This window comes from Leptospira perdikensis (assembly GCF_004769575.1).
Lineage (GTDB): Bacteria > Spirochaetota > Leptospiria > Leptospirales > Leptospiraceae > Leptospira_A > Leptospira_A perdikensis.
The window spans coordinates 420,610-433,193 of the sequence record NZ_RQGA01000014.1; the positions used below are offsets into that span (position 1 = coordinate 420,610).

Annotated in this window: 14 protein-coding genes; 8 read left to right on the forward strand and 6 right to left on the reverse strand. The window is 39.7% G+C overall.

Features of this window, described 5'->3' with window-relative positions; translation table 11 throughout:
• Positions 1 to 2 precede the first annotated feature (2 nt).
• Complete coding sequence (argH, locus tag EHQ49_RS14790) at positions 3 to 1,433, reverse strand: argininosuccinate lyase (RefSeq protein ID WP_135580420.1); 1,431 nt, start codon at positions 1,431 to 1,433, stop codon at positions 3 to 5.
• The gene (locus EHQ49_RS14795; protein WP_135580421.1) at positions 1,430 to 1,858 is read right to left on the reverse strand and encodes a heme-binding domain-containing protein; all 429 of its coding nucleotides are present in this window, start codon (positions 1,856 to 1,858) and stop codon (positions 1,430 to 1,432) included. Before EHQ49_RS14795 ends, argH begins: the two co-directional genes overlap by 4 nt.
• A 92-nt stretch (positions 1,859 to 1,950) precedes the next feature.
• Between EHQ49_RS14795 and EHQ49_RS14800 the strand changes: the two genes are divergently transcribed.
• From EHQ49_RS14800 to EHQ49_RS14810, 3 genes are all read left to right on the forward strand, one after another.
• On the forward strand, positions 1,951 to 2,406 hold the full coding sequence (locus EHQ49_RS14800) for an NfeD family protein (RefSeq protein ID WP_135580422.1): 456 nt from the start codon (positions 1,951 to 1,953) through the stop codon (positions 2,404 to 2,406).
• A gap of 92 nt (positions 2,407 to 2,498) precedes the next feature.
• A complete protein-coding gene (locus EHQ49_RS14805; RefSeq protein ID WP_135580423.1) occupies positions 2,499 to 3,419 on the forward strand; it encodes an SPFH domain-containing protein in 921 nt (306 codons plus the stop codon).
• Between the two features lies 1 nt (position 3,420).
• Positions 3,421 to 4,341, forward strand: coding sequence for an SPFH domain-containing protein (locus EHQ49_RS14810; protein ID WP_135580424.1), 921 nt, complete (start codon positions 3,421 to 3,423; stop codon positions 4,339 to 4,341).
• Between the two features lie 11 nt (positions 4,342 to 4,352).
• On the opposite strand, the gene EHQ49_RS14815 is transcribed toward EHQ49_RS14810, so the two are convergent.
• The 3 genes from EHQ49_RS14815 to fliN all read right to left on the reverse strand — a co-directional run bounded on the left by EHQ49_RS14815 (position 4,353) and on the right by fliN (position 6,015).
• Positions 4,353 to 4,820: an RNHCP domain-containing protein gene (locus tag EHQ49_RS14815; protein ID WP_135580425.1), complete on the reverse strand. Its 468-nt coding sequence runs from the start codon at positions 4,818 to 4,820 to the stop codon at positions 4,353 to 4,355.
• Between the two features lie 191 nt (positions 4,821 to 5,011).
• Complete coding sequence (locus EHQ49_RS14820; protein ID WP_135580426.1) at positions 5,012 to 5,464, reverse strand: GNAT family N-acetyltransferase; 453 nt, start codon at positions 5,462 to 5,464, stop codon at positions 5,012 to 5,014.
• 32 nt (positions 5,465 to 5,496) lie between these two features.
• On the reverse strand, positions 5,497 to 6,015 hold the full coding sequence (gene fliN, locus EHQ49_RS14825) for a flagellar motor switch protein FliN (protein ID WP_135580758.1): 519 nt from the start codon (positions 6,013 to 6,015) through the stop codon (positions 5,497 to 5,499).
• Positions 6,016 to 6,102: 87 nt separating this feature from the next.
• Here fliN and EHQ49_RS14830 point away from each other — a divergent pair, with 87 nt between their 5' ends.
• The 4 genes from EHQ49_RS14830 (at position 6,103) to EHQ49_RS14845 (ending at position 9,530) form a co-directional block, all read left to right on the forward strand.
• On the forward strand, positions 6,103 to 7,353 hold the full coding sequence (locus EHQ49_RS14830) for an AAA family ATPase (RefSeq protein WP_208732235.1): 1,251 nt from the start codon (positions 6,103 to 6,105) through the stop codon (positions 7,351 to 7,353).
• Between the two features lie 121 nt (positions 7,354 to 7,474).
• On the forward strand, positions 7,475 to 8,308 hold the full coding sequence (fcpB, locus tag EHQ49_RS14835; protein WP_135580427.1) for a flagellar-coiling protein FcpB: 834 nt from the start codon (positions 7,475 to 7,477) through the stop codon (positions 8,306 to 8,308).
• A gap of 52 nt (positions 8,309 to 8,360) precedes the next feature.
• Positions 8,361 to 8,798, forward strand: a complete 438-nt coding sequence (locus EHQ49_RS14840) for a hypothetical protein (RefSeq protein WP_135580428.1) — start codon at positions 8,361 to 8,363, stop codon at positions 8,796 to 8,798.
• Positions 8,799 to 8,801: 3 nt separating this feature from the next.
• Entirely contained in the window at positions 8,802 to 9,530 is a 729-nt protein-coding gene (locus EHQ49_RS14845) for an RsmE family RNA methyltransferase (protein ID WP_135580429.1), read from the forward strand.
• On the opposite strand, the gene EHQ49_RS14850 is transcribed toward EHQ49_RS14845, so the two are convergent.
• Positions 9,520 to 11,115 (reverse strand): hypothetical protein, encoded by a 1,596-nt coding sequence (locus EHQ49_RS14850; RefSeq protein ID WP_135580430.1) that lies wholly within the window; start codon positions 11,113 to 11,115, stop codon positions 9,520 to 9,522. The two genes, EHQ49_RS14845 and EHQ49_RS14850, sit on opposite strands and share 11 nt — an antisense overlap.
• Positions 11,116 to 11,272: 157 nt before the next feature.
• Here EHQ49_RS14850 and EHQ49_RS14855 point away from each other — a divergent pair, with 157 nt between their 5' ends.
• Positions 11,273 to 12,577, forward strand: coding sequence for an O-acetylhomoserine aminocarboxypropyltransferase/cysteine synthase family protein (locus EHQ49_RS14855; protein ID WP_135580431.1), 1,305 nt, complete (start codon positions 11,273 to 11,275; stop codon positions 12,575 to 12,577).
• The last annotated feature ends 7 nt before the right edge of the window (positions 12,578 to 12,584 follow it).

Consider the following 12,584-nt stretch of genomic DNA (forward strand, 5'->3'; position numbering starts at 1 on the left):
ACTTATTTTTTACCTTTGGATTCTATCGATTTTAGTTTTTTGGTCAATTCGTTTACCTTCGCTTTCGCCCGTTTGATTTGTTCTTTTTGACGAAAAAGCGAAGTTCCACCCATCACATCTTTTTTGTCGCAAGATGTTTCAAGGGAAATAGCTGCTTCATATCCGGGATCTGTCAGGACGGCATGGATTTGTCCCCTCTCTCCGCTAGGGATGGTGAACAAATCATAACCCTTCGATGAGCAATGTTTGACAAGTTCCCCAACAATTTCATGAGCCGAACGAAATGGAATTCCCTTCGCACTCACTAACCAATCGGCAAGGTCGGTGGCTGTGGAAAATCCGGAACGAAGGCTACGGATTGCATTTTCAGGAAACACTTGGATTCCCTGAACCATATCCCTGACCCCTTCAATACTCAGTTTGATTTGTTTGACAGTATCAAATAATGGAAGTTTATCTTCCTGAAAATCTCTGTTATACGATAAAGGTGTACCTTTTACCATCACAAGTAGGTGGGTTAAACTTCCAATCACACGGCCCGCTTTTCCTCGAATGAGTTCAGCAACATCGGGATTTTTTTTCTGAGGCATAATGGACGATCCCGTAGTTAAATGATCGGGGAGTTTAAAATAACTGAATTCCTGGGAAGTGTAAAGAATGATCTCTTCACAAAACCGAGAGACATGGATCATAAACTGAGACGAAGCAAATAAAAATTTAAAGATATGATCTCTTTGACTTACCGCATCTATAGAATTTTCGGAAATCCGAGAAAGAGACAAATCTTTTTTAAGAAACTCTCTATCAGTTGCATAATTGACACCAGCCAAAGCACCAGAACCTAACACTAATTCATCCGCCCTCTCGTAAGCGTCGAGAAAATCCTCGAAGTCACGTATGTTGGCCCAAAAATGGGAAAGAAAATAATGGGAAGCGCGAATCGGTTGAGCAATTTGAAGATGGGTATATCCAGGGATAATGGTTTTGGTATGTGTCTCTGCCTTTCCTATCCAAGCAACAAGTAAATCAGCAAGTAAAACAAGAATTGTTTCCACTTCCGATTTGATATACAAACGAACATCCTGCGAAACCTGGTCATTACGACTACGTCCCGTGTGGAGTTTTTTTCCCAAATCCCCAAGAAGTTCCGTTAGGCGAGACTCCACAGACATATGGATGTCTTCATTTTCGATTTTAAATTCGAACTTTCCAGAATCGATTTCTTTTTTGATCTGCACAAGACCAGTTTCGATTTTTCTTTGTTCTGATTCTGATAAAATTCCGATTCGTTTTAACATTCTCGAATGGGAAATAGAACCTTCAATATCATGAGCATAAAGTTCTTTATCGAAACTAATGGATTCTCCAATTCGAATCATCAGCGAAGATGGCGGTGCATCAAAACGGCCACCCCATAATTTTTTTTCTTTCATTCTGATTCCTTATTATAAGTATCCGTCCAAACTTTCAAAACCTCTTTATCTTTTTCAGATAACTCAGCACCAGGATGTAGCAACAGATAATCTTTCGGAGGCATCTCGGCTTCCTCCACCTGTTCCCAAACTTCATATATTTTTTTGTTTTGTTTTCTTTCAGCAAGAAGTCCAAATTCTGAAAAATTCAATTCTTCTCGCCCTTCCTCTACATGGTGTGAAATCAATAACGAAGCCGGGAAAATATAAGAATAAGCTGGCCAAACGGTTTCATTCGAATGGCAGTCATAACAACTTCGTTTCAGAACTTCTTTCACTTCTACATTAGTTTGAATTTCGGAAGTGATGGGAGGATTGGTTCTTGCAACTGGGAAAAACTGGAGGATGAGAAAAACTCCCAAAAGAATGAGGAAAATTCGTTTCACACAAGACAGGTTCTTAGCCTTCCTCCGAAATCAAAGTATTATTTTTCTTGCCTTATCTAGAATCCAGTATTCCTTTTCTTTAGAGGAACACATTGGATTTTATTTTTGCAAACACAGCCTATCTATGGATTTTCCTTGGACTCATTTTACTGTTTTCAGAATTTCTCCTACCCGGAACTTTTGTGATGTTTTTAGGAATTGGGGCCATTTTTACCGGTATTTTTACCCGTTTGGTGCCCATTGAATTCTACACCCAAGTGGTGGTCTGGGTGGTTTCTAGTCTTGTTTCCATCCTCGTGGGTGGATCTGCCGTCAAAAGATTTTTTAAATCTGAATCTTCTGTGGATCCTTTCATCCAAGATGATTTTTTAAATCAAATTGTTCCTGTTGAAACAGATATCCTTGTCCAAAGACATGGTGGGAAAATAAAATTCCAAGGAACTTTATGGGATGCGGTCTCCACTAATTCGAAAATTCCTAAAGGAAACTTTGTTCGTATCCTTTCACGAGATAATCTTACCTTCACCGTGGAACGAGTGGATTCATAACCAAAAGATTTCATTTTTTTTTAATCCAATTAAAAAAACCCTTTTCTCTTTTTGATCCACCAGTATGGTCAAACGTCACAGAGGAGGAAACTATGGGCGCAACCGTCATCGTTGTATTTTTGGTCGTTGTTTATATCATCAAAAAAACAATTATCATTGTTCCAGAACAAAGTGTTTACGTAAAAGAAAGATTAGGTGTATTGAATGGTGTTTTGAAATCGGGATTTTATTTTATGATTCCATTCGTAGATCAAATTCGTTACCGACAAAATTTAAAAGAACAAACCATTGATATCGATCCACAAGTTTGTATTACAAAGGATAACGTATCCGTTGAAGTGGATGGTGTATTGTATCTAAAAGTTGTGGATGGAGAAAAGGCATCTTACGGAATCGATAACTTTATGTTAGCAACCACACAACTTGCACAAACCACTCTTCGTTCCGAAATTGGAAAATTAATTTTTGATAATTTACTTTCAGAAAGAGATGAAATCAATGGTCGAGTTGTTTCTAACATTGACCGTGCCACAGATCCTTGGGGAATTAAAGTCACAAGATACGAAATTCGAAATATCACACCTCCCAAACAAATCCTACTGGAGATGGAAAATCAAATGAAATCCGAAAGGGAAAGACGAGCAGAAATCACTATCTCCCAAGGAGAAAAGGAAGCTCGGGTCAATCATTCCGTAGGAGAAAGACAAGAATCGATTAACATTTCCGAAGGGGAAAAAATTCGGTTGGTCAATGAAGCGGAGGGAAGAGCTCTAGAGATCACTGTGATCTCGAATGCCACTGCAAAAGGTTTACAATTGATTTCGGAAGCCATTAGTAAAAAAGGCGGAAAGGAAGCTGTGAGTTTACAAATCACACAAGAATATATGGATGCCCTAGGCCAAATTTTCAAAACTTCGAAAACCACTGTGGTTCCAGAAAACCTTGCCAATATCGGTGGAGTTTTTGAAGGACTTTCTAAAATCACAACAAAAATCCCGCAGGTAGGAGAATAGTATGGAATTCGTATACTTAGCATTTTGGGCGATTGTTGCCATTTATTTAATCTACAATATCTTTCGCTGCATTCGGATCATCCCCGCACAAGATGTTCTTATCGTGGAACGTCTCGGAAAATACTCTCGTAGTTTACGTGCAGGATTTCATATCCTCATCCCGTTCATTGACCGTGATGCTTATTACCACACTCTCAAAGAACAATCCATAGATGTCCAACCGCAGATCTGTATCACACATGACAATGTGCAGGTGAAAGTAGATGGAGTGATTTATCTCAAAATCATTGATCCGGTTCGAGCTTCTTATGGAATTGAAGACTTTCAATTTGCTGCCATCCAACTCGCACAAACAACTATGCGTTCTGTGATTGGAACGATGGAACTCGATAAAACAATCGGTGAAAAAGACTTAATCAATTCTACGATTGTCGCAGCCATCGACCAAGCATCTGAACCTTGGGGAATCAAAGTGAATCGGTATGAGATTCTCAATATTGTTCCACCCAAATCAGTTCTTGATGCCATGGAAAAAGAGAAAAAAGCCCAGATCGCCAAACGTTCCCAGGTACTTCTTTCTGAAGGGGAAAGAGATTCAAGAATCAATCGTTCTCTTGGTTTTAAAGAAGAAGCTGTAAACAAATCGGAAGGGGAAAAACAAAGAAGGATCAACTCTGCGGAAGGAAAAGCAACAGAAATTGAAGCTCTTGCCGTTGCGACAGCAAAAGGGATTGAAGCCATCGCTGGTGCCATCTCTGACCAAGGGGGAGCTTCTGCGATCAAACTTCAGATCACGAAGGCTTTCATCCAAAACTTCCTACACGTTGCCAAAGAAAATACGGAAATCCTTGTGCCTGCAGATGTAATGAACTTACCAAACCTCATTGCAAACTTAACAGAACCAAAGAAACCAAAAACATAACCTAACAAATATTAATCCGGTGGAACTTCCACCGGATTTTCTTCGAACAACCGAAAACTTGGTTTGGCCATAGCTTGGGCCGCAAGTGACAATAACAAAGATTCATTATCGTCCGGTCCAATGCGATTGGCATGGATCACTCCGCATCCCTTACATCGATGTAAGATCACCCATTCTCCGTTACGCACCCAAATGGAAATGGCTTCCATTTTACTTCCACAGTTTGCTTTTCTGTCGCCTGGTGCTGAGTCTATATGCAAACTGGTAAGACAATTGGGGCAATGGTTTCTCTGTCCGGTTCCGTATCCTGGAGGAAAAACCATTTGTTTACATTCTACACAACGGAATTCACCTGTATCGGAACGAAAACGAAAAGACTTCGTTTGAGAATTAGAGGTAGAAATATCATCGTCTTCGTCATCAAAACGTTTTTTCTTAGAGAACTTTTGGAATTTAGATAAATCGGATTCTCGTGACATATCCAGTTTTTGCGGCAAAACAAAAATAGGAGACCAAAACAGTGTATGAGAGGGAAAAGACCGCCTGTGCGAAGATAGCCGCCTCCTAATTGAATTTAGGCGGGGAATCCAAAACAAGTTCACCGTTTTGGCGGTCTATACAATGGCTAGAGTTAACATATGAGTCAAACTTGGTAGAAAGCAGAAAGCTGTCAAGTGAGTTCAGAAACTAATTTTTTACAAAGGAAGTAACAATTTTGACCCTCTGGATAGTTTGAAATTTTTCCCACTTCCTCATAACCCAGTTTTATATAAAACTTAGGAGCTTGGAATCCAAAAGAATATCCAAACACAAGAGTGGCACCGAGAGTTTTAGCCTCTTCCTCAATTTGTTTGAGTAACTTGGTTCCTAAATCCATCCCTCGTTTTTCTTCGGCCACCCAAAGGAGTTGGAGGTTGAGTCCTTTAAAAAATAAATAACATAAGGATGCAGCTACAAGTTCCTCACCCTCTTTTACCAAAAGAGCAAAAAACTCTTTTTTTTCCATACCAGGATCACCTAATTTGGATACGCTGAATTCATGAAGCCGATTCCAAAGATCCGTTTGTAAATCTTCAGAAGGATTTTTGATTCTTTCTAATGTATAAGTAACTTCAAATTCCATTAGGATAACTATCGATTTGCAAAGGGCAAAATCTATAAAAAGGCAGGACCACCAAGTCTTTCCATAGGGTCTACAATTTGAGTGATTTGAACACCGTAGTAATCATCCAAAATAATCAGTTTTCCCCGTCCTACTAATTTTCCGTTCGCAAGGATATCGAGTTCCTCGCCAATGTTTTTATCCAGTTCAACAACGGTTCCTTCTGTGAGCTGGAGGACGTCTTTGATAAACATGGTCGTGCGACCAAGTTCAATGGTGAGTTGGAGAGTGACATCTAAAAGTAAATTGAGGTTTGCAGTATTACTTCCTGGACTGGACTGGGATTTAGCACCTGACCGGGCAGGAGTTGGTGTTGCACTAGGACCTAAAGCTGCTGCAATGTCTGCAAAAGAAGGACCATTGTCATCTCCGCCACTTCCACCGACAAGAGCGTCCAAATCATCCAGGCCGCCTCCGCCTCCGGAACCACCACCCGCAGGAGCATTTCCTCCGCCGCTAAATCCGCCGAGTAATGCATCTATATCTTCTTGTGATAGTGAACCTTCACCCATTGTTCGTACAACCTCTCCAATGTATTCGTCGGAGGAAATCAAAATCCTTCCTTGAAAAAAAAGGGAAAGTTCCGCATTTTGTTCCTTATGTCCAATTCCCTTCCCCATCTAGACTATTTTAAAGCCAAGGAGCTCTTTGCGACCGAACTGAAAGATGCCAACTACCAGTTCGTTCACGAAAAGGAAGAAACCTTATTTCGATTCCGGACTGAAGGTGCTAGTAAGGACCGAATTCTGGACTGTTTGGGAATTGTGCGAAATTATATCGAAAATTTTCGTATCTACAATTTTGAGGAAGGTTATTTGAGCATCCAAACCTTAGGGGAAAATTTGTTTGAGCCGCAGAAGAACCTAACCGGGAAATTTCGAATTCGTTTTTCTTTCAAATCTGATTTAAAAGTAGAATGTTCCAAACTAGGCGATTTTTCCACCAAAGAAGTCCAAACCATCTTGAGCCTCTTCCAATTTTTGAAAGCAGAAGGACAAGCCGCGAAAGATCCCCGCATTCTTCTGCACCAATTGGGAGCGGAAGTTTATGACCCCCAATTAGAAAAAGCAAAAGGAAATGATTTAGGTTTTGATTCTGTTTTTGGTTACGACCAAGTGAAGGCACAAATTTTAGAAAGTTTGGTTTTCCCTCTTTTGAAACCTGAACCCTTTTTGGAGATCACCAAACTCACCCGCCAAAAACCGAGTCCGAACCTTCCTCGTGCAGTTCTCTTTGAAGGGGAACCTGGTGTTGGAAAAACCAGTATGGCAAAAATTGTCTCCCATCTTTGTGGGGTTCCGATGGTCTATGTTCCCATTGAATCCATCTTAAGTAAATATTATGGAGAATCTTCCCAAAACCTGGCCATGGTCTTCGATGCGGCGGCCCTATTCCCACAATGTATGTTATTTTTGGATGAAATTGATTCCTTAGCCACTTCCAGAGAAGACGGACTCTTTGAAGCGACACGAAACCTTCTCAGTGTTCTTCTCCGTAAACTAGACGGGTTTGCCGACCGAAGTGGCACCATCACAATCGGTGCTACCAATCGCAAACGAGACCTTGATTCTGCACTTTTATCACGTTTTGACAGAAAGATCTATTTTCCTTTGCCAAACCAGGAAGAACGTGCCAAAATTTTGGAAGGATATGCCAAACAACTCAAACTGAATGACCGCCAAAAACTCGCAGAAGTCTTAGACGGAGCCTCTGGCAGAAACTTAAAAGACTACTGTGACTATGTAGAACGTCGTTGGATTACGAAAAATTGGGAAAAACCGGAAGGATTGCACGCACCGACCATTTCTTTTTATTTGGAATCCTTTCCGGATTTTGGATGGAAACGCTAAAAAGTAAGAGTTTCGGCTTCAATCTTCTAGGTGATTTACCGATAATTTTTACAGGATATTTGTTTACGTCCATTGGTCGTTCTTTGGTATCCTCAAATTAACCTTTTAGGAAGATTCGGACATGAAAATAAAATTAATTCTCCCCATCCTTTTGCTCAACTTTGGGGTTTTCGCTCAAACTGGTAGCTCAGAAACAGGCTCAACTTCTGCAGGAATTGATTCCACTCAATCTGGTAAGTCCATCACTGAGACGGAAAAAGAACTAGATGATAATATCTCTGAAGTGAATAAACGACTTCGTTTACACACTGTTCTATTTAAAATGAGAGTGAAAACTCTTCCACATCGCACAGTCCTTTACAAAGGAAAACCTAGTGCTGATGGCGAAAGATGTGAAGCAAGTGATAAACAAGAAGCACAAGAAAACACTTGTTTGCATTTAGAAGTTTTTGACTTTGTTGGAAGTGAAGATGGAAGATCAGGAAGAAACCTGGGTGCCAAATTCAAAAAGATGGAACTCTTTTTTGAAGGTTCCAATAATGCAGATCCAGATCCAAGAAAAGAACAACCACGAAACCTAACAAAGATTAGAACTTACATCTATCAAAATAACTTTTTGTTAGAAGATAAAATCATCTCTGTAATTGCAGACGTTGCGCCAAATGGAGCAGCTCCACATGATGATAAAATTGAATTGTTCTACCAACATGATGACTATCCTGTTTGGGGAACTCCAGAAACTCCTTCTGAAAAAGGTGTTGGTAAATACATTCTCTCAAACGTAGAGAACACAAAATCAAACCCAATTAGAAACAATTTCAAAAAACAATTCTATTTCAAAAACTTGGACTACTTCGACAAACTGTTTACTAAACTTTTCGATTATAACGATAGAGATTCTAATAAACATTATAAGAAAAACGTAGAAGCATTGAAGAGTTCTTTAAAGTACTAAGAACGAAGGTTCTTAATTGAATCTCGTTAAACAATGTCCGAATTGTTCCACGATGTTACGGTTCCCTGCTACCCAGGGAACCATTTTGGTGCAATGTCCAGTATGTTCTCATCGATTTACTTTTGTACCAGATTTGGAGTCGGCGGAAGATTCTCTACGACATTCCGAACCAATTCCATCCTTTACCTTTCAACCATCTTTCCAAAGTTATAAAGAACTAATCCTCGATTTACTTTATGCGCCCATCGATTATTTAAAATCAAAACGTGGATCAAAGAAACGAGAGTTTCGTTTGATTCCTATTTTACTTTTCACAATTCTGCTTTTGTATTTTTGGAAATGGTCTTTGACCAGTTCCCAAACGGTAGAAACCAATGGAAATAAAATCCAAAATCCGATTTTAGAACAACCAAGTCCAGAATCAGAACCGGAGCCGACACCGAAAACGGAAGATTCTCTACCCGATAAAAAACCAAGTTACGAGATCTAAGAATTGAATTGGATCCTTATCTATGAAAGAGAATTAGATACTAACAAGATTATCCATCTAACAGGAGAGAGGCATAATCATATCCAAACCATTCTGAAGAAAAATACAGGGGAAACAGTTCAGGTAGTCATTCCTAATTTGGGAAATTTTTTATTTAAAATCCAATCAACTTCTGAAAATTCAACAACTTTGCTCAAAGAAAGTTTGGTTCCTGGTGTTTTGAAACCTTTAGACATCAATATTTTCTTTTCCCTCCCTAGGCCACAAACAGGGAAAAAACTTTTGCATTTGAGCGGTGCTTACGGAATCAACTCACTTTATTTTTATGCGACGGAAACAAAAAATAAAGAATATTGGACTTCCCCGGTTTACAACAAAGATACTCTTTCTTATTTAGAGACCGGACTAAACCAAACAGGAAATAGTCGACTCCCCTCTCTCCATCTAGAGAGAAGAATGGTTTGGAAATCATTTCTTAAGTCTTGGTCTGGAAAAGTTATGGTTTTAGATCGCGAAGGTCAGAATTTCCAATTTAGGGATACTGTAGAAAAGCAGCTCGCTCAAGAAAAAGAAATTCTGTTTCTGTTTGGGCCAGAGTCCGGATGGAAACCTGAGGATATTTTATTTTTTAAAGAGAGTGGATTTCCGCTTTTGAGTTTGGGTAAAATCAACCTCAGAACTGAATTTGCCTATTCGGCCCTTTTGCATCAATTGTTTCTAATTAGAAACTAATCCCACCCGAAACTAAAAACCGGATTTCATCAATACTCACGAATGACTTTTCACTACTATCTAAATAGTATTTACGATAGTTCTGTAACCTAAGGACAATGGGACCAAAAGATTTAGAAATTTCTGCCGCTGCTTGCGTATTATTATCCATTTCAAAAGCTTTGCCTTGTGATTCATATCCTTTCTTTGTATAATAAAAAGACATTAAAAAAGAAGATCCGAGAGGTATATAGGCAGCAGCAAACACTCGTTTGTTTCCTTTTAGTCCGTAATCCTCAACCGCAAATTCAAAACCCAAGTGATAAAAATTGATATAAACGGTATGGTAGTATCCAGTGACTTTCGCATTGGACTGATTTTCTAGATAATCATATTTGGGGCGGAGAGGTGCAGAAACTGGGAACTTTTGAAACCTTTCCACTTCATAGAAACTATCAAAATACATTGGTGCATAGTTTGCCGTCATCTGACGGAACTCTGGTTTTAAAATGATATTTAAATCCTTGGTTCCCAATCGGAAGATACTTCCATAATGAGTACCTTGGGCTCCGTCGAGGCCTTTGATTTTATTAAAATCTAAATAGGGAGTCAATTCTACAAAAGGTAAATTAAGAAGTCGGTATTCAATGTCCATACCTTCCACTGATGCGCGAGTGACCTGTGTGGTTTTGGGATTATCTAAATTCTTTTCTGTGACAGGAGAACCGTTAGTATTATAAGACATTTGTACGGGAGCGGCTCTATCCCAAGCTCTCGTGTAACCTATCGTCAAACGGTTGTACCATGGATCATTGTCTACAAGTTCCATCCGCGAATCTTTGTTAATGGGTCGGAGTTCTTTTTTCCTAGCTTCTTCTACTTTTTTATTTTTGGTTTCTTCCGAACCTGCTTCTTCCTCTACACTCAGTCGTCCTGATTCATCTAGAACATTTCCTCTTAGATTCATCAAATAAACTAAATCAGAAGATTTATCAAATAAAGAAAATAACGATTTACCAATTGCCAAAGGTTTGATATAAACCCGAGCAGCATTTACTTCAAAGTTCACAACTGAATTGGCGAAGTATTGGACTCCCACGTAATCCGTATTTAAGTCGGCCATCACACCAGGATTATAAGAATCAAAGCGTGAAGAACTTTGATATTTGTTCACAATGGTCCCATGACCGACATAACCATCTACCATTTTACCAGTGTAAGCTGAATAGGTAACTTTACCTGGAACTTGTTGGTTATAGGTTCCGTAAGAAATATAATTCAAAACTCGAGAATAGTCATTTTTACTATTATAATCCATTTCTCGAATTTTTCCCGCTTTGCTATCCAATTGCAGCGGATCTTTATCCACCGCGAGTACATTGAGAGGAAGGGAAAAGGAATACCCGAAATTACTGCCGTGATTGTAGGTGAAATTAGGCGCTAAATACCCATAATAATCTTTTTGGAAGCTGGATGCACCAGCATCAAATTGTAAAGCAGAGGCACGTCTTGATTCAGTTCCCGTAGGCACCCAGACCTGCGCTTCCAGGGCAAAAAGTGGGAGTAGTAATAGAAGTCCAAGGCCTTGGGTCAGACGGTATTTCATCACGATACGATCATTATCGTATGGTTTTACCCTGAAAATAAGAAATAATCTCCTACCGAGGCCATCCAATAAAACAGATCAATATTCTATTTTATTGGATATTTTGTTGACAAACAAGAGAGAGATGTCAAATTTGGCCAGACCATCGGAGGAAACCATGCCACGTAATTTTAAACCAGAAACCATCGCACTCCACGGAGGACAAGAACCAGACCCGACGACAACATCGCGTGCTGTGCCTTTGTACCAAACCACATCTTATGTATTCAAAGATACTGACCATGCAGCAAGACTTTTCGGCCTCCAAGAATTTGGAAATATCTATACAAGACTGATGAACCCAACCACAGACGTTTTAGAAAAACGTGTGGCCGCTTTGGAAGGTGGTGTGGCAGCTCTAGCAACAGCTTCTGGCCAAAGTGCGGAGACGTTGGCACTTCTAAACATTGTAGAAGCAGGACAAGAAATTGTGGCCTCATCCTCTCTTTATGGCGGAACTTACAACCTACTCCATTATACATTTCCAAAATTGGGAATCAAAGTACACTTTGTAGACCAATCGGATCCAGAAAATTTTCGCAAAGCATCCAATGAAAAGACTAGAGCTTTTTATGCTGAAACTTTAGGAAATCCTAAACTTGATACACTCGATATTGCAGCTGTCAGTAAAGTTGCAAAAGAAGTGGGAGTTCCTCTAGTGATTGATAATACAATGCCTTCTCCTTATTTAGTGAACCCAATCAAACATGGAGCAGACATCGTTGTCCACTCTCTCACTAAATTTTTAGGCGGTCATGGAACTTCAATAGGAGGGATCATCATCGATGCAGGTACCTTCAACTGGGGAAATGGAAAATTTAAAAACTTCACGGAACCAGATCCATCATACCATGGTTTAAAATTCTGGGATGTGTTTGGAAAATTTGAGCCTTTCGGTGGAGTGAATATTGCTTTTATTTTGAAAGCTAGAGTGCAAGGCCTTAGGGATCTTGGCCCAGCAATTTCTCCTTTCAACGCATGGCAAATTCTACAAGGTGTGGAAACTCTCCCACTCCGTATGGAACGACATTCCAGCAATGCCCTAAAAGTGGCAGAGTTTTTGCAAAAACACCCCAAGGTGGAATGGGTCAATTATCCAGGACTTTCTACAGACAAAACACATGCGATAGCCAAAAAATACCATGAACGTGGACTCTTTGGTGCGATCGTAGGTTTTGAAATCAAAGGTGGAGTGGAAAAGGCAAAAAAATTCATCGATGGACTCGAACTTTTTAGCCTTCTCGCTAACATTGGTGATGCGAAATCGCTCGCCATTCACCCTGCGTCCACAACTCACCAGCAGTTGACAGGAGCCGAACAAATTTCTGCGGGAGTCACTCCTGGATTTGTTCGTTTGAGTGTAGGACTTGAAAACATCGATGACATTCTGGTAGACTTGGAAGAGGCATTAAAAAATATCTGATTAAGAC

Excerpts from the sequence above, each read along its gene's own strand:
- EHQ49_RS14850 (WP_135580430.1), bottom strand. The coding sequence starts at position 11,115 with ATGAAATACCGTCTGACCCAAGGCCTTGGACTTCTATTACTACTCCCA.
- EHQ49_RS14855 (WP_135580431.1), top strand. The coding sequence starts at position 11,273 with ATGCCACGTAATTTTAAACCAGAAACCATCGCACTCCACGGAGGACAA.
- argH (WP_135580420.1), bottom strand. The coding sequence starts at position 1,433 with ATGAAAGAAAAAAAATTATGGGGTGGCCGTTTTGATGCACCGCCATCT.
- EHQ49_RS14810 (WP_135580424.1), top strand. The coding sequence starts at position 3,421 with ATGGAATTCGTATACTTAGCATTTTGGGCGATTGTTGCCATTTATTTA.
- EHQ49_RS14815 (WP_135580425.1), bottom strand. The coding sequence starts at position 4,820 with ATGTCACGAGAATCCGATTTATCTAAATTCCAAAAGTTCTCTAAGAAA.
- fcpB (WP_135580427.1), top strand. The coding sequence starts at position 7,475 with ATGAAAATAAAATTAATTCTCCCCATCCTTTTGCTCAACTTTGGGGTT.
- fliN (WP_135580758.1), bottom strand. The coding sequence starts at position 6,015 with ATGGGTGAAGGTTCACTATCACAAGAAGATATAGATGCATTACTCGGC.
- EHQ49_RS14805 (WP_135580423.1), top strand. The coding sequence starts at position 2,499 with ATGGGCGCAACCGTCATCGTTGTATTTTTGGTCGTTGTTTATATCATC.
- EHQ49_RS14830 (WP_208732235.1), top strand. The coding sequence starts at position 6,103 with ATGTCCAATTCCCTTCCCCATCTAGACTATTTTAAAGCCAAGGAGCTC.
- EHQ49_RS14840 (WP_135580428.1), top strand. The coding sequence starts at position 8,361 with ATGTTACGGTTCCCTGCTACCCAGGGAACCATTTTGGTGCAATGTCCA.
- EHQ49_RS14820 (WP_135580426.1), bottom strand. The coding sequence starts at position 5,464 with ATGGAATTTGAAGTTACTTATACATTAGAAAGAATCAAAAATCCTTCT.